This is a genomic window from Pantoea sp. X-Soil-OKNW-556, from assembly GCF_059730695.1.
On the sequence record NZ_AP035990.1, the window covers coordinates 3,231,237 to 3,255,032 of the forward strand.

At 52.3% G+C, this 23,796-nt stretch carries 19 protein-coding genes; 6 read left to right on the forward strand and 13 right to left on the reverse strand.

All coding sequences use genetic code 11. From position 1 onward, the window contains the following. Positions 1–69: 69 nt before the first annotated feature. The 8 genes from cysA to AC6I8T_RS15175 form a co-directional block, all read right to left on the reverse strand. Positions 70–1,158, reverse strand: coding sequence for a sulfate/thiosulfate ABC transporter ATP-binding protein CysA (gene cysA, locus AC6I8T_RS15140; RefSeq protein ID WP_021184268.1), 1,089 nt, complete (start codon positions 1,156–1,158; stop codon positions 70–72). Further along, entirely contained in the window at positions 1,148–2,020 is an 873-nt protein-coding gene (gene cysW, locus AC6I8T_RS15145) for a sulfate/thiosulfate ABC transporter permease CysW (RefSeq protein ID WP_021184269.1), read from the reverse strand. Before cysW ends, cysA begins: the two co-directional genes overlap by 11 nt. Beyond that, a complete protein-coding gene (gene cysT, locus AC6I8T_RS15150; protein WP_021184270.1) occupies positions 2,020–2,853 on the reverse strand; it encodes a sulfate/thiosulfate ABC transporter permease CysT in 834 nt (277 codons plus the stop codon). Before cysT ends, cysW begins: the two co-directional genes overlap by 1 nt. Then, positions 2,853–3,869 (reverse strand): sulfate ABC transporter substrate-binding protein, encoded by a 1,017-nt coding sequence (locus AC6I8T_RS15155; RefSeq protein ID WP_497834088.1) that lies wholly within the window; start codon positions 3,867–3,869, stop codon positions 2,853–2,855. Before AC6I8T_RS15155 ends, cysT begins: the two co-directional genes overlap by 1 nt. Positions 3,870–4,062: 193 nt before the next feature. Next, complete coding sequence (locus AC6I8T_RS15160; protein ID WP_021184272.1) at positions 4,063–4,959, reverse strand: Dyp-type peroxidase; 897 nt, start codon at positions 4,957–4,959, stop codon at positions 4,063–4,065. A gap of 100 nt (positions 4,960–5,059) precedes the next feature. After that, positions 5,060–5,674 carry an RpoE-regulated lipoprotein gene (locus AC6I8T_RS15165; protein WP_208723860.1) on the reverse strand — a complete coding sequence of 205 codons (615 nt, stop codon included), beginning with the start codon at positions 5,672–5,674 and terminating at the stop codon, positions 5,060–5,062. A gap of 63 nt (positions 5,675–5,737) precedes the next feature. Next, the gene (locus AC6I8T_RS15170) at positions 5,738–6,199 is read right to left on the reverse strand and encodes a DUF2919 domain-containing protein (RefSeq protein ID WP_021184274.1); all 462 of its coding nucleotides are present in this window, start codon (positions 6,197–6,199) and stop codon (positions 5,738–5,740) included. Further along, positions 6,200–6,625 carry a GNAT family acetyltransferase gene (locus AC6I8T_RS15175; protein ID WP_021184275.1) on the reverse strand — a complete coding sequence of 142 codons (426 nt, stop codon included), beginning with the start codon at positions 6,623–6,625 and terminating at the stop codon, positions 6,200–6,202. It lies immediately after the preceding gene. Between the two features lie 210 nt (positions 6,626–6,835). Here AC6I8T_RS15175 and amiA point away from each other — a divergent pair, with 210 nt between their 5' ends. Together amiA and hemF are read left to right on the forward strand one after the other, a co-directional pair. Continuing rightward, the gene (gene amiA / locus AC6I8T_RS15180; protein ID WP_021184276.1) at positions 6,836–7,696 is read left to right on the forward strand and encodes an N-acetylmuramoyl-L-alanine amidase AmiA; all 861 of its coding nucleotides are present in this window, start codon (positions 6,836–6,838) and stop codon (positions 7,694–7,696) included. A 35-nt stretch (positions 7,697–7,731) separates the two neighbouring features. After that, entirely contained in the window at positions 7,732–8,655 is a 924-nt protein-coding gene (hemF, locus tag AC6I8T_RS15185) for an oxygen-dependent coproporphyrinogen oxidase (protein ID WP_208723859.1), read from the forward strand. A 72-nt stretch (positions 8,656–8,727) separates the two neighbouring features. Here hemF and maeB read toward each other — a convergent pair whose 3' ends face one another. After that, the gene (gene maeB / locus AC6I8T_RS15190; RefSeq protein ID WP_208723858.1) at positions 8,728–11,007 is read right to left on the reverse strand and encodes an NADP-dependent malic enzyme; all 2,280 of its coding nucleotides are present in this window, start codon (positions 11,005–11,007) and stop codon (positions 8,728–8,730) included. A gap of 363 nt (positions 11,008–11,370) precedes the next feature. Here maeB and tal point away from each other — a divergent pair, with 363 nt between their 5' ends. The 3 genes from tal (at position 11,371) to ampH (ending at position 15,696) form a co-directional block, all read left to right on the forward strand. Then, positions 11,371–12,321 carry a transaldolase gene (tal, locus tag AC6I8T_RS15195; protein WP_208723857.1) on the forward strand — a complete coding sequence of 317 codons (951 nt, stop codon included), beginning with the start codon at positions 11,371–11,373 and terminating at the stop codon, positions 12,319–12,321. Positions 12,322–12,389: 68 nt separating this feature from the next. Further along, positions 12,390–14,390, forward strand: coding sequence for a transketolase (gene tkt / locus AC6I8T_RS15200; RefSeq protein ID WP_497834089.1), 2,001 nt, complete (start codon positions 12,390–12,392; stop codon positions 14,388–14,390). Positions 14,391–14,526: 136 nt separating this feature from the next. After that, positions 14,527–15,696: a D-alanyl-D-alanine-carboxypeptidase/endopeptidase AmpH gene (ampH, locus tag AC6I8T_RS15205; protein WP_208723855.1), complete on the forward strand. Its 1,170-nt coding sequence runs from the start codon at positions 14,527–14,529 to the stop codon at positions 15,694–15,696. On the opposite strand, the gene AC6I8T_RS15210 is transcribed toward ampH, so the two are convergent. Beyond that, the gene (locus tag AC6I8T_RS15210) at positions 15,693–16,766 is read right to left on the reverse strand and encodes a DUF1176 domain-containing protein (protein ID WP_497834090.1); all 1,074 of its coding nucleotides are present in this window, start codon (positions 16,764–16,766) and stop codon (positions 15,693–15,695) included. The two genes, ampH and AC6I8T_RS15210, sit on opposite strands and share 4 nt — an antisense overlap. A 350-nt stretch (positions 16,767–17,116) precedes the next feature. Here AC6I8T_RS15210 and AC6I8T_RS15215 point away from each other — a divergent pair, with 350 nt between their 5' ends. Continuing rightward, positions 17,117–21,988: a hypothetical protein gene (locus tag AC6I8T_RS15215; RefSeq protein WP_497834091.1), complete on the forward strand. Its 4,872-nt coding sequence runs from the start codon at positions 17,117–17,119 to the stop codon at positions 21,986–21,988. A 52-nt stretch (positions 21,989–22,040) separates the two neighbouring features. Here AC6I8T_RS15215 and nudK read toward each other — a convergent pair whose 3' ends face one another. The 3 genes from nudK to napB form a co-directional block, all read right to left on the reverse strand. After that, positions 22,041–22,619: a GDP-mannose pyrophosphatase NudK gene (gene nudK / locus AC6I8T_RS15220; RefSeq protein ID WP_497834092.1), complete on the reverse strand. Its 579-nt coding sequence runs from the start codon at positions 22,617–22,619 to the stop codon at positions 22,041–22,043. A 156-nt stretch (positions 22,620–22,775) separates the two neighbouring features. Beyond that, positions 22,776–23,360, reverse strand: coding sequence for a cytochrome c-type protein NapC (gene napC, locus AC6I8T_RS15225; protein ID WP_208723851.1), 585 nt, complete (start codon positions 23,358–23,360; stop codon positions 22,776–22,778). Continuing rightward, positions 23,357–23,788 carry a nitrate reductase cytochrome c-type subunit gene (gene napB, locus AC6I8T_RS15230; protein ID WP_021184286.1) on the reverse strand — a complete coding sequence of 144 codons (432 nt, stop codon included), beginning with the start codon at positions 23,786–23,788 and terminating at the stop codon, positions 23,357–23,359. The genes napC and napB overlap by 4 nt, the downstream gene beginning before the upstream one ends. Between the last annotated feature and the right edge of the window lie 8 nt (positions 23,789–23,796).

Genomic DNA, 23,796 nt, shown 5'->3' on the forward strand with positions numbered 1-23,796 from the left:
ATTCCCGGCGTAGAAAGAGGGGCAAAGAAATCGGGCGGGAAAATCCCGCCCGAAGGAGTGTCAAAAATATCAGGCGCTCTCGGCAAAGGCAACCGCGCGCAGCGGCGTTGTTCCCTGGTAAAGTCGTGCCTGTTGCAGGCCAACAAACAGGCGTTCACCGCGAATCGGTGCGGTTTGCTCGCCATCAAACACCAGGGTGAAGGGCTCGCTTTGCCAGCCACTGGGCTGCACCACCAACTGCCAGAAGTGACCACGCGGGCTGACTTCCAGCACCTGCACCGGCAACGGGGTTTCCAGGCTGCTCTGGCGCGAGACATCAATCTCCCACGGACGCAGGAACAACTCGACCTTGCCCTGGTGGGCAGGCGTGTAGCCCAGCGGCCAGCGATGCGCGGCGACATGGAACTGCGAGCCGTGCACTTCACCGTCGAAGCGATTTACTTCACCGAGGAACTCCAGCACGAAGCGGGTGGCAGGATCGCGCCACACGTCATCCGGTGTCCCCACCTGTTCAATGTTACCCTGACTCATCACTACCACCCGGTCAGCGACTTCCATCGCCTCTTCCTGGTCATGGGTGACGAATACGCTGGTGAATTTTAACTCTTCATGCAACTGACGCAGCCAGCGGCGCAGTTCTTTACGCACCTGCGCATCCAGCGCGCCGAAGGGTTCATCCAGCAGCAAAATCTGCGGTTCCACTGCCAGCGCACGCGCCAGCGCAACACGCTGTTTCTGGCCGCCCGACAGTTGTGCCGGGAAACGGTTAGCAAGGTGTGCCAGTTGCACCATTTCCAACAAGCGGGTCACCCGTTGTTTGATTTCGGCGCTGGAAGGACGCTCACGCCGCGGCAACACTGTCAGACCAAAGGCGATGTTGTCGAACACCGTCATATGGCGGAACAGTGCATAATGCTGGAAGACAAAACCGACCTGACGATCGCGAGCATGAATGCGGCTGACGTCTTTGCCGTGAAAATAGATCTGCCCGCTGTTCTGATGCTCCAGTCCGGCGATAATCCGCAGCAGCGTGGTTTTACCGGAACCGGATGGCCCCAGCAGCGCCACCATCTGGCCGGAAGGAATATCCAGAGAGATATCGTTCAGCACCGGGGTACGGCCAAACGCTTTGTTAATTTGTTTAATCTCAATGCTCATGATTTTCCTCCTGCTGGCGTTTCTGCTGATGCTCTAAACGCCACTGCAGCACGCTTTTCAGAAACAGTGTCACTATCGCCATCAGGGTCAGCAGCGCGGCGGCGGTAAACGCACCGACGGTGTTGTAATCCTGATGCAGTAATTCAACCTGAAGCGGCAACGTATAGGTTTCGCCGCGAATCGATCCCGATACCACCGAGACCGCACCAAATTCGCCGATGGTACGCGCGTTGGTCAGTACCACGCCGTACAGCAGCGCCCAGCGGATGTTGGGCAGCGTCACGCGGCGAAACATCTGCCAGCCGGATGCGCCAAGCAGCACCGCCGCTTCGTCTTCATTGCTGCCCTGGCTCAGCATCACCGGCACCAGCTCACGCACCACAAACGGACAGGTGACGAAAACGGTCGCCAGCACCATACCGGGCCAGGCAAACATAATCTGGATATTGTGCGCATCCAGCCAGCCGCCAGCCGGACCGTTGATGCCCCAGAACAACAGATACATCAAGCCTGCCACCACCGGTGACACGGCAAACGGAATATCAAACAGCGTGAGCAACAGCTGGCGACCAGGAAAGTTAAAACGCGTCACCAGCCACGCCAGCAGCGTACCGAACACCAGGTTTACCGGCACGGTAATCAACGCCACCATCACCGTCAGCCAGATGGCATGCAGCATGTCGCCATCTTTCAGATTGCTGATGACGCCGCCCAGCCCCTGGCCCAATGCCTCCCAAAAGATGGAGATCATCGGCACCACCAACAACAGCAGCGAAACCAGCGCGCCAATGCCAATCAGCAGCCATTTGCCCCAGTTAATCGGTGAACGGTCAACACGATTGATTTGCGAAATCTCTGCCATCAGTGGCCTCCTAAACGACGGCCAAAGCGGCTTTGCAGGGTATTAATGGCGAACAGCAGCAGCAGCGATGCGGCAAGGATCACCGAGGCAATCGCACTGGCGGCCGGGTAATCAAACTCCTGCAAACGCACGAAAATCATCAGCGAGGTGACTTCGGTCTTCCACGCGATGTTACCGGCGATAAAGATCACCGCGCCAAACTCGCCGAGGCTGCGGGTAAAAGACAACGCGGTCCCGGCCAGCAGCGCCGGTGCGACTTCCGGCAGCACCACGCGACGGAAGCTCTGCCACGGCGTGGCCCCGAGCGTTTCTGCCGCTTCTTCATATTCCGGGCCTAACTCTTCCAGCACCGGCTGCACAGTACGCACCACAAACGGAATGCTGGTGAAGGCCATCGCCACTGCGATACCAAGCCAGGTGTAAGAAACTTTGATATCAAACTGCGCCAGCCATTGCCCATACCAGCCGTTGACCGAGAACAACCCGGCCAGCGTCAGACCGGCGACAGCGGTAGGCAGCGCAAACGGTAAATCCATCAGGCCATCAAGCAACGTGCGGCCAGGGAAGCGATAACGGGTCAGGATCCACGCCATCAACATGCCAAACACCGCATTGAAGATGGAGGCAACACCGGCAGACAACAGCGTCACCTTGTAAGCCGCCACCAGTTGCGGACTGGTGATCACTTCCCAGTACTGCGCCAGCGTCATCTTTGACAACTGCATCAGCAGCGCGCTGATCGGCAGCAGCAGGATCAGGCAGGTAAACAGCAGGCTGGTACCCAGGCTGAGACCGAATCCGGGCAGCACCCGTTTTTGCGTAGAGGCAAACATCAACCGCGCCCCGCTGCCAGCAGTTTGTCCAGCTCAGCGCCAGACGCGAAATGGGTTTTCATCACGTTATCCCAGCCGCCGAACGCCTCGTCTACGTTGAATAATGCCGTCTGCGGGAAGCGACTTTTCTGCTCCGCCATCAGCTGCGGGTTGTTTACGCGATAGTAGAAGCTGGTGATAATTTTCTGTGCTTCCGGACTATAGAGAAAATTCAGGTAGGCTTTCGCCGCATCGGCGGTGCCATTGTGCTCAACATTTTTGTCCACCCAGGCCACCGGGAACTCGGCGAGGATGTTGGTTTTGGGCACAATCACTTCATAACCGTCTTTGGCGTACTGGTTACGGATGTTGTTCACTTCAGATTCAAAGCTAATCAACACATCCCCCAGACCACGCTCGGCGAAGGTGGTGGTCGCACCGCGACCGCCGGTATCAAACACTTCGACGTTCTTCAGGAATTTAGTCATAAAGGCTGCGGTTTTGGCCTGATCTTTACCATCAGCCTGATCCGCCGCGCCCCACGCAGCCAGATAGGTATAACGGCCATTACCAGAGGTTTTTGGATTGGGGAACACCAGCTTCACATCATCGCGCGCCAGGTCAGCCCAGTCGTGAATGTTTTTGGGATTGCCCTTGCGCACCAGAAACGCCATGGTGGAATAGAACGGTGAGCTGTTATTCGGCAGACGAGTTTTCCAGTCCGCCGGGATCAGATTGCCTTTATCATGCAGCACCTGCACGTCCGTCACCTGATTGTAAGTCACCACATCGGCACGCAATCCTTGCAGGATCGCCAGCGCCTGTTTTGAAGAACCGGCATGAGATTGTTTAATGGTCAGCTTGTCACCCGGATGGCTGGCATCCCACTGCTGCTCAAACGGCACATTCAGCGCAACAAACAACTCGCGCGAGACGTCATAAGAGCTGTTGAGCAGTTCTGTCGCCTGCACAGCACCCGCCATTGCCAGCGAAAGCGCGATACCGCCAACCAACTTTTTCAAAACGGGAAGTGTCATGCTGCACCCAGAGATATGGAGTTACGGCTGATGCCATTAGATGTTGTCAGTGTATTTATAACTCAGGGGAAACCAGTAACGGTTTTATATATCGTTTGCTGATTTCAAAGTCTAAAAAGGCATAAGACGGCGGGGAAGAATATGCGGCTGGCGGGATTGGGCACGGACGGCAGCGTGGCCGTCCGTAGCAGAGTTACAGCGCCTGCAACGCGTCGAGGGACGGTGCGAAATAGTAGCTGCCGGTCACTGGTTTGGTGAAACGCAGCATGGCGTCCATTTTGCCGTCACGCTCGCCAAACATACTCAGCAGCTGCTGTTCGATGTTATACAGACGATTGCAGTAGGCGATAAAAAACAGGCCGTGGGTGCCGCTGGCGGTGCCGTAAGGCAGGCTCTGACGCAAAATCTTCAGCCCTTTTCCCTCTTCTTTGAGATCGACACGGCTGAGATGCGACGTCGCCGGGCGCGCCTCACCCGGTATCTCTTCATTTTCCACTTTGGTACGCCCGAACACCGCTTCCTGCTTCTCAACCGCCATGCGGTTCCACAGCTTCAGGTTATGTTCCCAACGCTGAGTGAAGACGTAGCTGCCCCCGGCATCCGGGCCATCGGCGATAATCGCCACCTGCTGACGCTGTTCGCCCTGGGGGTTCTCGGTGCCATCGATGAAGCCTGAGAGATCGCGCTCCTCCACCCAGCGGAAGCCGTGCGTCTCTTCTTCAACGCTAACGGCGTCAGCAAAAGCCACCAGCGCCGCCTGGGCCAGGGAGAAGTTAACGTCATGGCGTAGCGACTGAATATGGATCAGCAAATCATGCTGGGTTGCGGGCGCAATGCCCTTACCCAGTTCGCGAAAGGCTTTCAGCTCCGGCGCGCTATCCGTCCCGTGCAAATCGCGCCACAGCGTGTCGCCAAAAGCGATAACCGCGCCCAGACCCGCATCGGTGAATTGTTGTTGCAGTGATTCGAGGTGTTGCAGAAAAGTTTTGCTGCCCAGACGCAGCGCATCGAGATCGCCCGTGACACGAGCTTCCAGCCAAATGGCGAAACGGCGGTGTTCCAGCAGGATCCCGCTCTGAAATTGAGACATCGACATGCTCTCCGGCGATGGGGGTTAAACGACGTTTTTTTCGCCCGTATCATACCGGAAAGCGGCGGTGATAGCCCGTATCACCGCACTTTTTTCAGGGTTACCGTTGCCAGACGATCTGACTGATTTTCCAGTTTTTCAGAGTATCGTCAGACGGCATCAGACCTTCAGGCCCGTGCCATTCACCGCTGTAGATGTAAGCGATGTGCTGGCTGTTGGGTGCCCGGCACTCAACATCACGGCTATCCAGGCCTGGCACCATTTTGCAGTTATCGAAAGCTTTGCTGAATTTCGCGCTGAACAGGTCACCGATTTTGCTGCCATCGGCACTTTTTGCGCTGCTATCCACGACTTCGATACGCTCCACGCTGCTTTGGCCGTGAATCACCATTTTGACCTTGCCATCATCCAACGCCTGCCAGAACTCCACCACCTGGCCGTTCTGGGTGCGCATGCCCTGGCGCAATTTGTAATCCCCATCCAGGGCTTTATCGATGGCAGTTTGCGTCATCGCGGTGCTGCTGGAAAGGCCTGCTACCCCCTGCTCCGTCACGGTAAGCGAACCACCAAACCAGTTCAGCGGATTCAGCGCTGACCAATGATAACTGAGCGGGTTGTACCAGTGGCTTTCATCAGCCTGGGAAGAGGAACCCGAACTGGCACATCCTGCCAGCACCAGAGCCGTCGCCAGCAGCGCGGGACGAACAACGTTCATGAAAACTCCTTGATCTTCTTTGCCGGTTGGCGTGCCTGTTGGAGTCGCAAAGCGACAAAAAGTTTATTCGTGATGCTGATGTTCGGGCAAAAAACAGTCACGCAGGCGGCGATGGGTTTGCAGCCAATATAACGCCAGCAGGTCAAACAACGTCAGCAACAGCGGAAATGGCGAGTCAGGCATCTCGCCCTGCCACAGATTAACCCCCTGCCACAGCAGGTTAATCAGTAGCGACAGACTCAACACCCAGCGCCAGCTTTGCCACACCCGGGGCCAACGCTGGCGATAACCGGTGAGTAATAAACCGATGGCCGACGGAACACCCAGCGCCAGACCGAGCCAGAAACTTTGCCGGTCCGGATAAAACAGCGCCAACAGGTCATTGCCCTGCTGACGTGAAGCGCCAGCCATCACCAGCAGCAGCCAGGTGCGCGCCTGCAATAACAGGATCAACCAGAAAAGAAACGGCAGCCGTAGCTGCCCTTTCGCATCATATTCTTCGGGTGGATATTTCAGCGTGACCACTTAATACTCGCGATCTTCAATCAACCGTTTACCAAACAGCAGCGAGTCCACCGGTTCGTAATCGAGCTTTTCATAGAACGCCACCACCTGGTCGTTCTCTTCACGTACCATCAGATGGATTTTCGGGCAGCCACGCGCAATCAGTTTCTTTTCCAGACGGTTCATCAGCGCATTGGCAAAGCCGCGTCCCTGATAATCCGGGTGGACCGCCAGATAGTATGCGGCACCACGATGACCATCGTAGCCGCCCATCAGCGTCCCCACCACCTCGCCACCGACTTCGGCTATCAGGAAGAGATCCGGGTCATGGTTCATTTTGCGTTCGATGTCCAACTCCGGGTCATTCCACGGGCGCAACAGATCGCAACGCTCCCAGAGCGTGATCACTTCTTCAAAATCTTCCTGGCGGAAAGAACGGATTTCCATCGGCGTTACCCTACAGTTGGCCACAATTCGCTGATTATCACGCATTCTTTGCCAGGTGCAAACCTTGCACCGCTCAGTGGCGGAAAAAAGCGGCAAATTTCCTGTTAGCGACCTGAAATACAAAGTAAAGCCCTGAAATAGTTGTGAGGTCGCACGCGACAGGGTGTTACGCTATAACACTTCGCAGGTTTACCTGTCAGGGATTCATTGATGAAAAAGATTTCACTGCTCAAACGCTTAACCAATCGCCGTCAGCTGCTGCTGTCCGGGCTGGCGCTGGCGGTGCTGTCACCGCGTCTGGTCCAGGCCAAAGAAGAGAGTGCGGATTTACGCATGCTGCCACGCCACAGCAAACCTGCGCCCCCAGCCCGCAGCGGCAAACGTATTGTGATGATCGACCCTGGTCACGGCGGCATCGATTCCGGTGCGGTTGGCGAGCAAGGTTCGGAAGAGAAGCATATCGTGCTGGATATCGCCAACAACGTACGTCAGTTGTTGCAGGATCATCCGAAGGTGGAAGTGCGTCTGACACGCGACACTGACTACTTTATTCCGCTCTATCAGCGCGTTGAAATCGCCCATCAGCACGGTGCAAATCTGTTTATGTCTATTCACGCCGATGGCTACACCAGCCCGGATGCCAATGGCGCGTCAGTGTTCGCCTTGTCGAATCGCGGAGCAAGCAGCGCGATGGCGCGTTATATGTCGCAAAAAGAGAACGATGCCGACAAAGTTGGTGGTGCCGAAGTGGCGGCGAAGGATCAGTATCTGAACCAGATTCTGTTCGACCTGGTGCAGACCGACACCATTCGTAACAGCCTGACGCTGGGTAAACATGTGCTGGATCAGATTCGCCCGGTGCATCATCTGCACAGCCAGCACACCGAACAGGCCGCGTTTGCGGTACTGAAGTCGCCATCCATTCCTTCGGTGTTGGTGGAGACCTCGTTTATCACCAACCCGCACGAAGAGCAGTTGCTCGGCACCCCGGCGTTCCGCCGTAAAATCGCCAGCGCAATTGCCGATGGCATCGTCAATTACTTTGATGAGTACGATCGTCGTCAGGCTTAGGTATAATCGCGGCAAATTTCCGGAACGAGTGACTCATGAGCAATCCCGATATTTCCCGCGTTAAAGCCTTTTTGCTGGCGCTCCAGGATGACATTTGCGCCCAACTGGCGGCGGAAGATGGTAAAGCAGACTTCGCAGAAGATAACTGGCAGCGGCCCGGCGGTGGTGGCGGACGCAGCCGCGTACTGCGCAACGGCGCGGTGTTTGAGCAGGCTGGCGTTAACTTCTCCCACGTTCATGGCGACCAGATGCCCGCTTCCGCGACTGCGCATCGTCCGGAGCTGGCTGGCCGCAGTTTCGAAGCGATGGGTGTATCGCTGGTGATCCATCCGGAAAACCCGTATGTACCGACCAGCCACGCCAACGTGCGTTTCTTTATTGCAGAGAAGCCGGGAGCCGATCCGGTGTGGTGGTTTGGTGGCGGTTTCGACCTCACCCCGTATTACGGTTTTGAAGAAGATGCCGTGCACTGGCATCAGACAGCCTTTGAGTTGTGCCAGCCGTTTGGCGAGGACGTCTATCCACGTTTTAAAAAATGGTGCGACGACTATTTCTATATCAAGCATCGTGAGGAACAGCGTGGCATTGGCGGTTTGTTCTTCGACGATCTCAACACCCCCGATTTTGACCACTGCTTCGACTTTACCCAGGCGGTAGGCAACGGTTTTCTGCAAGCCTATCGTCCGATTGTGGCAAAACGCAAAGCGCTGCCGTGGGGCGAGCGCGAGCGCCAGTTCCAGTTATACCGGCGTGGTCGCTATGTCGAGTTCAACCTGGTGTGGGATCGCGGCACCCTGTTTGGTTTGCAAACCGGTGGACGAACCGAATCGATCCTGATGTCGATGCCCCCCCTGGTGCGCTGGGAATATGATTATCAACCGGAAGCGGGAACGCCAGAAGAGGCGTTGTACCGCGATTTCCTGCCGGTGAAGGATTGGTTGAGTATCGCGTCCAGATAATGGCCATTTCGTAGCGGCGCGATTTATCGCGCAGGTTTTGAAACACGCGCGATAAATCGCGCCGCTACGATCTCACAACGGCTCGGTCTGCGCCTCCACCACCGCCAGCGCCACCATATTGACGATGCGTCGCACCGAAGCGATACGTGTTAATACATGTACCGGTTTGCTGATACCCATCAACACCGGGCCAACCGTCACCCCCTCCGAACAGGAGACGCGCAGCAGGTTGTAGCTGATACGCGCCGCTTCAACATTTGGCATAATCAACAGATTGGCAGTGCCTTTTAACGGGCTGTCCGGCATCAATTCCCGGCGGATATTTTCCACCAGCGCCGCATCGCCGTGCATTTCTCCGTCAATCTCCAGTTCCGGCGCACGCTGCTGAATCAATGCCAGCGCTTCACGCATTTTGCGCGCGCCCGGCGCATTCGAGGTGCCAAAGCTGGAGTGCGACAGCAGCGCCACACGCGGTTCGATACCAAAGCGTCGCACCGTCTCCGCCGCCATCAAGGTAATATCTGCCAGTTGTTCTGGTGTCGGATCTTCGTTGACGTAGGTGTCGGTAATAAAGGTGTTGCCGCTCGGCAGCAATAGCGCGTTCATCGCCCCGGCGACGCGTACATCAGGACGGAAGCCAAACACCTTCTCAATCACTTCGTAATGTTCATGATAATCACCAACGGTGCCGCAAATCATCGCATCGGCTTCACCACGATGGACCATGATCGCCCCAATCAGGGTGGGATTGCCTATCACCGCACGCTGTGCCATCTCCGGCGTAACGCCACGCCGTTTCATAATCTGGTAATACTCGCTCCAGTAGGCTTTAAAACGCGGGTCGGATTCGTTGTTCACTACCTCAAAATCTTTTCCGGCTTCGATTTTCAGTCCCTGCTTTTGCAGGCGCATGGCGATTACGTTAGGACGACCGATCAGAATGGGTTTCGCCAGTCCGAGCGTCACCAGTTCCTGAGTGGCATGCAGCACCCGCACTTCTTCTCCTTCCGCCAGCACCACCCGTTTCGGCTCTTTGCGTGCCTGCGAGAAAATCGGTTTCATAAACAGGTTGGTTTTATAGACAAACTCGGTGAGTTTCTCGCGATAGGCATCGAAGTCCTCAATCGGTCGCGTGGCGACGCCAGATTTCATCGCGGCTTGCGCCACCGCAGGCGCAATCTGCACAATCAGACGCGGATCAAAAGGTTTCGGAATCAGATATTCCGGGCCAAAACTCAGATCCTGATCATCATAGGCCGACGCCACCACATCGCTTTGCTCCGCCTGCGCCAGCGCCGCAATGGCGTGCACCGCCGCCAGTTTCATCTCTTCGTTGATCGCGGTAGCCCCCACATCCAGAGCGCCACGGAAGATAAACGGGAAACACAGCACGTTATTGACCTGATTAGGGAAATCCGAACGTCCGGTGCAGATGATGGCATCAGGCCGCACCGCCTTGGCTAAGGGCGGCATGATTTCAGGTTCCGGGTTTGCCAGCGCCAGAATCAGGGGATCTTTTGCCATCTGCCTGACCATTTCCGGCGTCAGCACCTGCGGCCCGGAGCAGCCAAGAAAAATATCCGCGCCAGCAATCACCTCCTCCAGCGTGCGTTTACCGTTGTCCTCAATGGCATACCGCGCTTTGGTTTCTGCCATCTCGGCATCACGACCACGCCAAATCACGCCTTTGGAATCGCAGGCCACGATGTTGTGACGCTGCATCCCCAGCGCTACCAGCAGGTTCAGACAGGCGATGGCTGAAGCGCCCGCTCCCGAGACCACCAGCCGCACATCGGAGATGGCTTTTTTCACAATCTGTAATCCGTTCAGCACCGCAGCGGTACAGATAATAGCGGTGCCGTGCTGATCGTCGTGGAACACCGGGATTTTCATACGTTCGCGCAGCTTCTGCTCGATGTAGAAGCACTCCGGCGCTTTGATATCTTCAAGGTTAATGCCGCCAAAAGTCGGTTCCAGCGCGGCAATCACCTCAATCAGTTTATCCGGGTCGTGTTCGTCGATTTCGATATCGAACACGTCTATCCCGGCAAACTTCTTAAACAGCACGCCCTTGCCCTCCATCACCGGCTTCCCCGCCAGCGCGCCGATATTGCCGAGGCCAAGCACCGCAGTGCCGTTAGAGATCACCGCCACCAGGTTGCCGCGTGCGGTGTATTTATGTGCCGCCAGAGGGTCCACGGCAATTTCAAGGCACGGGGCTGCCACGCCGGGTGAATAGGCCAGGGCCAAATCACGCTGCGTCGCCAGCGGCTTGGTGGGTGACACCTGAATTTTTCCGGGGGTGGGATACTGGTGAAAATCGAGAGCGCTTTGCTTCAGTTGATCGTCCATTGGGCATCCTGTTGCGCGGAGAAAGAGCGTTCAGTATAGAAATCAACCGCCCAAAAGAGGGTGAAGGCGCTCAAAGAATACGCGGTTTACAAGGGCACAGATTGCCACAGCCAGATCAACGCCCCGGTCACAGACTGCTATGCTTAGTGGTGGTAAAACGCGCAGCTGTCATCTCAGGCTGGCCCCTAATCACAAGCGCGCGCAGTGGGCGCCCCAGCGTCACAATCAGAGAAAACGCATTTTCTTCACCTGACGTCTGTAGCAATGTGTTGGACCGGTACTCACCTGGAAATGGCGTAATAAGGCCAAAGCTGCCTGAGGTTTTCTATTTGCCATAATGATTGCTAATCAAGGAGTTAAGCGATGAACCAGCTCGATGCATTAAAACAGTTCACCACCGTGGTGGCGGACAGTGGCGATATTGAATCCATTCGCCAATACCACCCGGAAGACGCCACGACCAACCCCTCATTAATCCTCAAAGCCGCCGGACTTGACGCCTACAAACACCTGATTGATGACGCCATCGACTACGCAAAAAAACAGGGCGGCAGTAAAGAAACGCAGATCATCAACGCCAGCGACAAAGTGGCGATCAACCTCGGTATGGAAATTCTGAAAAGCGTACCAGGCCGTGTCTCGACCGAAGTGGATGCGCGCCTCTCTTTCGATCGGGGCATGTGTGTTACCAAAGCCGAAAAACTGGTGCGGTTGTACGAAGAGAACGGCATTGACCGTTCGCGTATCCTGATCAAACTGGCATCAACCTGGGAAGGCATCCGCGCTGCCGAGGAGCTGGAGAAAAACGGCATCCATTGCAACCTGACGCTGCTGTTCTCCTTCGCTCAGGCCCGTGCCTGCGCCGAAGCGGGTGTGTTCCTGATCTCCCCGTTCGTTGGTCGTATTTATGACTGGTACAACAGCCGTAAACCGCTCGACCCGTATGTAGCAGATGAAGATCCGGGCGTGAAGTCCGTGCGTCGCATCTACGATTATTACAAAAAGCATCGCTACAACACCGTCATCATGGGTGCCAGCTTCCGTAAAGTGGAGCAGATTCTGGCGCTGGCGGGTTGTGACCGACTGACCATCTCGCCAAATCTGCTGGAAGAACTGGCCAACAGCGATGCGCCAGTGGAACGTAAGCTGGAACCGTCAACCGAAGGCTTCCATCAGCCTGCGCCGCTGTCTGAAGCGGAGTTCCGCTGGGAACATAATCAGGATCCGATGGCGGTAGAAAAACTGTCCGATGGGATCCGTCAGTTTGCCATTGACCAGCAAAAACTGGAGGACGTGCTGGCTGCTCGCCTCTGACCGACCATCACCTCATGCCGGACGGGCGTCTTGCCCGTCCTTATTGCCAAATCACAAGGGAGAACCCTATGTCTTCACGCAGAGAGTTGGCTAATGCGATTCGTGCCCTGAGCATGGACGCCGTACAAAAAGCAAATTCCGGCCATCCGGGAGCCCCGATGGGCATGGCGGATATCGCCGAAGTGCTGTGGCGCGATTTTCTCAAACATAACCCGACCAACCCGCACTGGCCCGATCGCGACCGTTTCATTCTCTCCAACGGCCATGCCTCTATGCTGCTTTACAGCCTGCTGCATCTCACCGGTTATGACCTGCCGATGGAGGAATTGAAAAACTTCCGTCAACTGCATTCGAAAACGCCGGGACACCCGGAGCTGGGTTATACCGCAGGGGTAGAAACCACCACCGGACCACTCGGTCAGGGGCTGGCGAATGCCGTGGGGATGGCGATTTCCGAACGCACGCTGGCGGCACAATTTAACCAGCCGGGGCATGAGATCGTCGACCATTACACCTACGTGTTTATGGGTGACGGCTGCCTGATGGAAGGGATCTCTCACGAAGCCTGCTCGCTGGCGGGTACCCTTGGACTTGGCAAGCTGATCGGTTTTTACGATCACAACGGCATTTCCATCGACGGTGAAACCGAAGGCTGGTTTACCGACGATACCCACAAACGCTTTGAAGCCTACAACTGGCATGTGATTGGCGACATTGACGGCCATGATCCGACCGCCGTCAGCAACGCCATCAAAGAGGCGCAGGGCGTCACCGACAAACCCTCGCTGATTATCTGTCGCACCATCATTGGCTTTGGCTCGCCCAATAAGGCCGGTAAAGAGGAGTCGCACGGTGCCGCGCTCGGCGAAGCGGAAGTGGCGCTGGCGCGCAAACAACTGGGCTGGAACTCTCCGGCGTTTGAGATCCCAAAAGAGATTTATCAGCAGTGGGATGCCAAAGAAGCCGGGGCCGCGCGCGAAAAAGCGTGGGACGAAAAACTGGCGGCCTATACAACAGCGCATCCCGAACTGGCGAAAGAGTTCACACGTCGCCTGAGCGGTGAGTTACCCGCTAACTGGCAAAGCGAGGTTCAGGCGTTTGTTGAACAACTTCAGGCAAATCCACAGAAAATTGCCAGCCGTAAAGCATCGCAAAATACCCTCGAAGTGTTTGGCAAGCTGTTACCGGAATTCCTTGGGGGATCTGCCGATCTGGCCCCCAGCAATCTCACTATCTGGTCCGGTTCTAAATCGATCAAAGAGGATATTGCCGGTAACTATATTCATTACGGAGTGCGCGAGTTTGGTATGACGGCGATCGGCAACGGTATTGCCAATCACGGCGGCTTTTTGCCTTATACCGCCACCTTCCTGATGTTTGTCGAATACGCACGCAACGCGGTGCGCATGGCGGCATTGATGAAGGCGCGTCAGGTGCTGGTCTACACCCACGACTCGATTGGTTTGGGAGAAGATGGCCCGACGCATCAGCCGGTGGAACAACTCGCCAGCCTGCGCGTCACGCCGAATATGAGCGTGTGGCGTCCGTGCGACCAGGTAGAAACGGCGGTGGCGTGGAAGGCGGCGGTTGAACGTCAGCACGGCCCAACCGCGCTGATTCTGTCGCGTCAGAATTTACTGCAACCGGAACGCAACCCTGCGCAGGTTGCAGATATCGCGCGGGGTGGTTATGTATTGCAGGATTGCGACGGCACGCCGGAAGCGATCATCATCGCCACCGGTTCGGAAATCGAAATCGCTCTTGGTGCAGCGGATAAACTGATGGCGGATGGTCATCGTATCCGCGTGGTATCCCTGCCCTGCACCGACGTGTTCGATAAACAAGATGCGGCTTATCGTGAATCGGTGCTGCCTTCTGGCGTTAAGGCACGCGTGGCGGTGGAAGCCGGGATTACCGATTACTGGTTCAAGTATGTTGGCCTTGACGGATCCATCGTCGGCATGACCACCTTTGGTGAGTCGGCACCAGCCGGTAAACTGTTCCCGGAATTTGGCTTTACCGTGGAAAATATCGTCAGCCATACCGAAGCCTTACTCAAGCCGCACTAATTGACCCGGCCCCCGCTGTGGGGCCGTTTTTGATCACAGCCTGAAACAGAAAAAAATCTTACTTGACCTCTTTCCGCCCCTCGCAAACTGATTACTATAAGACGTTCCTTTAATTAGCCTGGCGGACGCTTTCCCGTTGAAAAAACGTACACCCTTTTTACTGAGCTTACTGGTTTCGCTGCTTCCGTTAAAAAGCATGGCGCAGGCGTCTCCAGACCCCCTGCTCGCTTCGCAGATCGTTGATCGTTACGCTGAACATATCTTTTACGGCAGCGGTGCCGTTGGCATGGCACTGGTAGCGATTGATGGCAACCAGCGTGTTTTCGCCAGCTTCGGCGAAACCAGCCCCGGCAACAACACCCGGCCACAGCAAGACTCGGTGATTCGTATTGCCTCGCTCAGCAAGTTGATGACCAGCGAAGTGATGGTGAAAATGGCGGAGCGTGGTCAGATTCGCCTCGACGATCCTTTAAGCAAATACGCACCAGCGGGCGTGCGTGTGCCAAACTTCAACGGCCAACCGATTCGCCTGATTAATCTTTCGACCCATACCAGTGGTCTGCCGCGTGAGCAGCCCGGTGGCAAACCGCATCGTCCGGTGTTTGTCTGGCCAACCCGAAGTGATCGCTGGCAGTGGCTGTCGCGTGCTGCGCTGAAAGCGGCACCAGGTACTAATGCAGCCTACTCCAACCTCGGTTATGACCTGCTGGGCGATGCGCTGGCGAAAGCAAGCGGTCAACCCTATCCAGCCCTGTTCCAGCAGTTGATCACCCGTCCACTGGGGATGAAGGACACCACCTATACCCCCTCGCCAGATCAATGCAAGCGTCTGATGATTGCTGAAAAAGGTGCCAGTCCGTGTAACAACACCCTCGCAGCGATTGGCAGCGGCGGCGTCTATTCAACGCCGGACGATATGGGGCGTTGGATGCAACAGTTCCTCAACTCCGCCGTCAACAAGCGCACGCCGCAAATCGATCGTCTGCAAACGCTGATTTATCGTCGTGACCAGTTGAATAAAGTGGAAGGGATGGATGTCCCCGGACGTGCCGATGCGCTGGGTATGGGCTGGGTCTATATGGGGCCGAAAAACGGTCGCCCAGGCATTATTCAGAAAACCGGTGGCGCGGGTGGGTTCATAACCTATATGGCAATGATACCGCAGCAAAATGTCGGGGTGTTTGTGGTGGTGACGCGCTCGCCGCTAACCCGCTTTACGCCGATGAGCGATGGAGTCAATGATCTGCTGGCCGAACTGGTGGGTAACCAGAATGGCTCACCGATGATGGTACAGGCAATCCGTTAACGCGATTGCGGTGCCGTCTCCGACTGGCTGACCCACAAGGTTGGCCAGTCATCGCTGCTGTGCCAGGCATCACAGGTCTTCTCTTCCGCATACTCCGCCAGCACAAATTCATTGCCATCAAACTGCCAGCGCGTAGCGATGCCACAATCCCCCAGGCCACGCCCCTTGCTAAAGGTATAAAGGAAGCCGCTGCTGGCATCGTATTCGGCATTCACCAGCTCCAGTTGATTATCACTGCGTGACGCGGGTGTGAAGGGTAAGGTCAGCGTCAGACCGCGCACCACATAGGGTTGACTACGTGTCACTTCAAAGGCCAGATCAATCACGTTATACGCCCCGGTTTCACAGCTCACCAGCAGCAACGCTTTATCGTCGGTGAGCGGCGCGACGCTTACTTCACGCCGCATCGGATCGAGTGAACAACTGTCGGTATTGATGCGCCAGGTACCATAGTCGATCAACCCACTGGCTTCGTCATGGGTGAGTGGCGCAGGCTGCGGCAAAGGCGCAGGCAACCGGGGTAACGCTGGCTGCGGCGGTACATCCCATACCACACGATCGCCGCGCTTTACCCAGGCACTCAAACCGTTCACCCTGCCCTGCACCTCATCCATCAGCAGCAACGCCGCTTTCATCCCGTGCAATGAAACGGCTGCTTTGGCCTGCCAGGTGAGCTGGAGGGTATCCGCGTCCAGCGTTTGTGCCAGAAACTCATCAATGGCGATGGGATTGCTGGTAGCGAGATGATGCGGTTCCACGCTCCAGTGTTTGAGATCGGGTTTCAACAGACGCTGATCGAGCAACAGATTGTCCTGTAAGGACGCACCGGGAAGTTCACCAGTGTAAGCGCTGCCATAATCAATGCGCAGCAAAGGACGATCATCGACACCCGCATGCCGGGAGAGGGTCATGACCAGGCCATTATCACCAGGAAAACTGCGCGCTACGCAAAAAGCCGCATTGTTGCAGGTCAGCTGCCAGTCAGAAAATGACTTTTGCAGTGGATCCGCCTGCACTCCCGCAGCAAACAGAAAAAGCAATAAAAGCAGCGATTTCATCCAATACGACATTAAGAAAACCGATCCCCAAAATCTTAGAGAGAAGATGATAGCGCAGTGGCAGCGCTGACACCGGGCCTAATCTGTGAGCTGGCCCTAAAAGCGGTACTAACTGCCGAAAAAGACGTCGCCTGGGAGCGATCTGTGCGGGTGGTGCGAGGGGTCATCATCCTTGTCCAACGCCGTGCGCTCAATCGGATTTGTCGCACAATGCGTCAGCCAGCCCGGCACACGGTCAGGGATTATGAGAGAGATTGTCTGGAGTAGAGAAAGCGTCACATTATCGCCATGTTGGAGCATGTTAATTTTAACGCTGGCAAAGTGCCAATTCAGTGCGAAGTCATCAAGGAAGAGGATGAATTATGCTTAGTACTTACAATTCCACACGTTTCACAATACAGCCTTCACCCGTCAATGAAATCATTACTACAACGCCAGCTATCATTAATCAAATCTCCACCATCAACGAAAAAAATACCGTTCCCTATAGTCAGCAACCGCTGGAGTCACTAATTTCACCGTCATTGTCTCCCGCTTCGACTTCGTTTGGCATACATGTCACCCCGTCATCCTCCAGTCCAGCATGCTTTACTCTCCAGCCAAGAATAAAAGGTTTATCAAATATAAATGGTAAGCAGCATATAGAGCGATTGTTTAAACTTAATACTTTCACCGACTCCATTTTTCGACTTACCACTGAAATGGCTGGTTCAACTAACCCTCTGGTAATCCAATACAAAGATTGCCTGTTAAATTTCAAAGCCGAAAACGACAACATTATAAAAAGCATAAATAAAAAAGCAAAGGAAACCTACAAAATAAATAAAGCAACATTAAAGAAGCTAAGTAAAACCATTAACAACAAGAGCATTGGGGAGTTTATTCAAAAAATATTGGCCATCCATCAGGCAAAGACAAGTAAGGTATTTGCAAGATACTTCAGCCAAATCGATATGTTCATGACAGTTTATGAAAAAGAAAAAAACAACACAGAAAAAATCAAATCATTATGGCGGGCCATCATTGATGAAGGAGATAATCCCCTTAGAGATTTTTTGGTGGGATTTAACTTATGGGATTACTTCCGCGACAATGTAAACCATATGTTGGAGGCTAACGACGATGACAACTTTCCTGACTTCATAGCACGTCAATACCAGTTGTATGATGAATTAAAGACCCTTTGTGCTCCTTCAACACCTTCCCAGGAAGAAAACAATCTATATCGCCATCAATTTTGCGATCTGCATCTCAATGATAAAAGTGTTGCCGCAGCAATAGAATCAATGCAGGAAAATAAGGGCTTAACCTTCGTGTTAAGTTGTACGGATCATGGCAAACAGTTATTAGAACAGCTCAATAATTATAAGGTATTGTTAGCTCAGTACACCAGAACAAAAAGAGAAAAACAAATAGAAGCTGAACTGGCAACAATAGCTCCGGAACGTGCAACGTCGAAAAAAACCAGCTTACTAAAAGCGCTATTTAACTCCATACCAATTTGCATTAATTTACTGGATAGTACTGATGATCTGAGGAGTGAACTACGCGCATCCAGAAATTGGGGGCTGGATGTATCAGCATCTGTTGATTCAGGTCTGAAATCAATTTATGACACTGCCTATTCCGGAGTGAGAAAATCACTTACGACGTTACTTAAAAATGAAAAAATCCTTAATGAAGTTGTCAGTGCAATAGGCATAACACCGGAAGTAAAAGCTGTTACTCCTCAATTCATGACGGAGGAATTATCGGTATCAGAAGCGTTATGTGTTGCTAATACATTGTATAACAACCGCGTCATTGCAGATAATATGGGTAATCTTACTCAATTATATCACGTAATGAGAGAAAAATTCCTCCATCCCGATATGATTCAGGAACTCACCTTTAATCAGTTAGATCACGAAGGTCACGTAGTTATTAAGGCATTACTGCTGGCTGCTCTACAGAACTGTATTGCTGATCCTGAAATGGACTGGATGGCACAGTGGCATATATTACTGGGATTCGCCGATAAAAAACATGCTGAGAATACCGATGCGACCGAGCAAACGGTAATGATGCACGACAATCATAAAATCAGGCATTTTGTTAAACTTGATCATTTCGATACCATTTTAGAGTACGTTTCAAATAGAATAAACAAAGAAAAATTAAGGTGGAAATTTAAACAAAGCATTAAACTTGACCTAAAAATCATCAAGCTGATAAATCAAAATATCACAACCGAAGATTTGCAGCTAATATCTTCTGATATGATAAACTATTTACTTTGTGACGGATGTTTTTCTGATGCCGATTTAAGACCTTTCACTTTTCGCACCAAACTTGCCAGCCTGCTAAAAGTGGCACCACAAAAGTTCCTCAGTGATATGGCAGAAATAAATTATACACCGTCATATCATTTCAGACATCACGCTCATCAGACAGATAACCTCTTTACCGCAAAGCAAATCAGTAACGTTGATCATTTAGTGGTTATTATTCAGTACCTCCAGGAGGTGGTAGCTGAAACGACAACGACACTTGAACACCTTGAAAGCGTGGAGTATATCGTAAGGTTTGCTGACCTTAACGGATTCAGTGACGCCGAGCAGAACACGTTGAAAGAAGAATTTATTAAACAAAAGAACAGATTAAATCAGCAACCTTATAATATTGAGTTGAAAGAGAAACTCAAAGAGTTAGCCAAGACAATTTTGGAAAATGTGGAGTTGAATAGTTTAATCGAAGAAGATAATGACGAACCGCTTAACGAAATCATTCCTCTCCTGGATAATTATTTTTCATCCTACCAGGCTAAAGACATTAATAAATTTTATGCCAAGATGCAGGAAATGGGTCTTCCGCTGAACAGTGACAGTCAGGAAAAAACAACCCAATTCCTGAGCGAAATGCTAAATGATGGTAAAGAGCATCCAAATTATCATTCCGAAGTGATATCCGCTATTGTTCACGAATTATTTTCTTCCCTTCCCTTGTCAGACCCAGCAGCTACTTCACAAAGTGTACAAGTGGCTACGCCGTTTAATACCCTGTCAACACAGTTACTGGCACAGATGGACATCATTTTGAACGATGAAATAAAAAAATCGATTGATTTTTTTAACCCGGAACACGATCAGGCTGCATTTAACTTACTGGCCTTATGTCAAATTATTGACAACCCCGATGCTATCGAAAAAGCGTTGAAGGAGTACATTTCCAAACCTAACGAAAAAAATACTCATACCAGGAAACTCCGCTTAACACCCGATCAATTTAAACTGTTAAAACATGGATTATATAACTTGTTCAAGTCAGGTAGTAGCGACTACGCTTCAGATATAGAAAAGCTATTCGATAAAATGAAAGAATTAGCAAAAGAAAGCAGCGAAAGATATGCTATCTACATTTACGATCTCTATATGAAATTTAAAAAAGTATTTAGTGACAAAGAAGGTAAAACCCCGAGCCAATTATTTTTTGAAATCCAGGAACTTGATCAGGAAAAAGGTATCCCTTCACTTATCAAAATGGAACCTGATGTCATTAAACGCACTACCGCCAGACTATCGAAAGAAACCTTTATCTTAGGCGACATGAATGCTGCCAGTCATGCTGATTTCCTCCATGCATTAAACCGCAGGCATCAGCTTTCCCCCTCGCTCTATTTTAAATTCTTCAGGCTTAAACCCTGGCTTTCATTCGTATCCAAAATACGTGACGATGAAATTGAATGTAACCAAAAAAGAATAGAGGCCCTCAACTTTTCGCTGAATGCGAGCACAATAAATGCGGCGATTCAAGCAGGAGTTCTCTTAACGGAACACGAACGCCAGAGGGCACTCTATCGAGAAAAATGTGAAAGGGAAGATGCCATAAGAGATCAACGTCAGATTGAATACAGAAATGACCGAGACCTATGGAACCAACAGATGACGCTCGAGTCGAATATATTCCTTCAACATGTGATGGATTTCTCCAGGGAGTTTATGTTTTGGTGGCAGCCAAGATATATTGTTTACAAAACCATAGTACGTGACGGGCATAAATCGATAATTATATTTTCCAATGATGAGTTTTTCCAAAGTGAACATAGCCATGAATATGATATTGGTCTGACAATGATACGTACCAAGAATGTCGATATATTGGATGATAAAAAGAGACTAGATCAGAATAAGATTTTAAAAACCATTAAGAAAACCAACCCCGATTTTAAATTTGTAAATACACAAAGGATACGCACTGAAGTCAACCATAACATCAGAGTAAATATTGTTAAAAATGGAGAAGTTGAATCAAAACATGTCGCGACTCTCACACAAACACATACTTTAAGTACTGAAATCGTTATAAACACGATAACTGCTGACTTTATGCATGCGATCCCCAGCGTTTATCCTACATCTAATAATGACAAACTCTCTTATCATGAATTCTTTTTTCAGCCGGATACCCTTCGTGATATCCATCCAGTTGTAGCGGAGAGTGTATATAAAGAAAAGCAGACCTTTCTGCCGCCATATGTTGCTGACCCTAAGCCCTCAACCAGCGCCGCCGCCACAGCCATGATACCTGCCGCCAATACTGCCAGATCATGCAACCCCATCGACAATCAACTTAGAGAGATGGTTAGCCCTTTTACCCGCTTTCGTCCTGAGAACGTCTCTTTACCTGAACCCTTTCTCAGCTCATTGCAAGAGCGAACGTTGGAGCATCTCGCCCTTACCATCGGGAGAGATATCGTGACAATAAATAATAAAAATGAAGTGACCTACTACTACTCAGGCGGAAATATCGTTTCATATAATCTAAAACTGGAGATTTCTGCTAATGATGCGAAACGGGGAAATTATGCCGCAGCGTTACCCGATAAAATCATAGAAGACGTTCACAAAAGAGAGGTCATATTACTGAAAGTAGACGGCCAGAAATATAACGGCATACAGGTTCAGTCGACCGATGCTGGCTTCGTATCGAGTATGATACCTAACCAACCTGATTACCGTGATTCCGTCATTAATAGTACGTTGCATAAACTGGTCGAACCTGTCAGACCTTTAGTTGAGGAAATGTTTCCGGCTGTAATGAATGCGGCCTATGTCACCACACATGGCACAGTTCCTGATGGAAACATAACTACTTACCCATTAGTCAGAAAATTTCTGGAACAGTTAAACCACACAGCTGAACAGGAGAGTGAAGAGGATAATCAGCCGGGAACCTCCGGTTCTGGCAGCCATTAAACTCCAACGGCGCGATAAATCGCGCCGTTACGCTTTATGCCTGGCGTCAGCATCAGGCGTGCAGCCATCCTACAAGTTGCGCATGTTGCAGTAACATAATCGTTTTACCGTCACGGATACGACCATTTTTCACCATCGCCAGCGCTTCAGGAAACGCCAGTTCGAGCACGGTAATTTCTTCGTCTTCAATACCGCCGCCTTTGTTCGCGCGTTGAGCTTCGCTGTATTCAGCAGCGAAGAAGTGCAGAATCTCGGTAACGCCCCCTGGTGACATATAGGCTTCCCAGAGTTTTTCCACTTTACCCACCTGATAACCGGTTTCCTCAATCGCTTCCTTACGGATGCAGTCTTCAGGCGTATCGTCGTCCAGCAGGCCCGCGCAGGCCTCAATCAGTTCGCCACTCTCATTACCGTTCAGGTAGGTGGCAATACGGAATTGGCGCGTCAGCACCACGCTATTTTTTTCACGGTTGTAGAGCAGGATGGTTGCGCCGTTGCCACGGTCGTAGACTTCACGTTTGTGACGCAGCACTTCACCATTGTTGCGGGTAAGTTCGTAGGTAAAGTTGCGCAGCACAAACCAGTTTTCTGACAGCAACTTGTCTTTGATGATATTGATCTTTAACGGCATGACCACTCCACTGCAAATTTTGAGGGAGCCTGAAAGAGTAAAACGTTATGGCGGGGAAAACTATCTGAATTGTTTGTCACAGAGAACAAAAGAGCGCAATAAATTGCGCCGCTACGCACCTTTGTCGTAGCGGCGCGGTTTACCGCGCTGTAAACATCAAAATCCGTTCTTTTCCTCTTTCATATCTGGCAGGTGATGCGCAATCCCTTTATGGCAGTCGATACAGGTTTTGCCTTCCTCCACCGCTTTGGTGTGCATCTTCGCCGCGACCGTCTTCTGCGCGGTAAAATCCATATATTCAAAGTTATGGCAGTTACGGCAGGCTTGCGAATTGTTGTTCTTCATCCTGCGCCATTCGTTTTGCGCCAGTTCAAGCCGCTTTTCCTCAAACTTTTCTGGCGTGTCGACAATGCCGAACACCTTGGCATACACCTCTTTGCTGGCCTGTAACTTACGCCACATTTTTGGCCCCCACTCGTGTGGCACATGGCAATCCGGGCAGGTCGCACGCACGCCGCTGCGGTTGTTGTAGTGCACCGTCTGCATATATTCCTGATAGACGTTGTTACGCATTTCATGGCAACCGATACAGAATTGCTCGCGGTTGGTCATCTCCAGGCCGGTATTAAATCCGCCCCAGAAAATGATGCCTCCGGCGAAACCAATCAGCAGCAACGTGCCAAGCGCCAGGCGGCTGGGACGACGCCACCAGCGCCAGATGCGGAGAATCATCTGCTTCATTGACCAAAGCCCTCAGCCGGACGGAAGGTGTTTTCCACCACCGGTTTGGCATCGGTCTGCGGCACATGGCATTGCAGACAAAAATAGCGGCGCGGTGAAACCGTACTGCTGACCAGGCCATCACGATCGGTAAAGTGCGTTGGACTAACGCGGGGCGCACCGGTGGTGAGGTAACTTTGCGTACCGTGGCATTGCAGGCAGCGGTTAACGTTTTTCGTCACCTGGTAGCCATCAACGCTATGCGGGATCACCGGTGGTTGATTGACATAGTTCAGCGGCTTGCGGCTCTGCTCTTTGGGCTGATGGATCGTGCCCTGCTGCGTGGCCGTCACCTCCGGTGACTGTTGCAAGTCCACGCCGTTATCGGCCCAGACCGCGCCGCCCAATGTCAGGGCAGCCAATGTAAGAAGTGTGATAAGAGGTTTCATTGCATCCT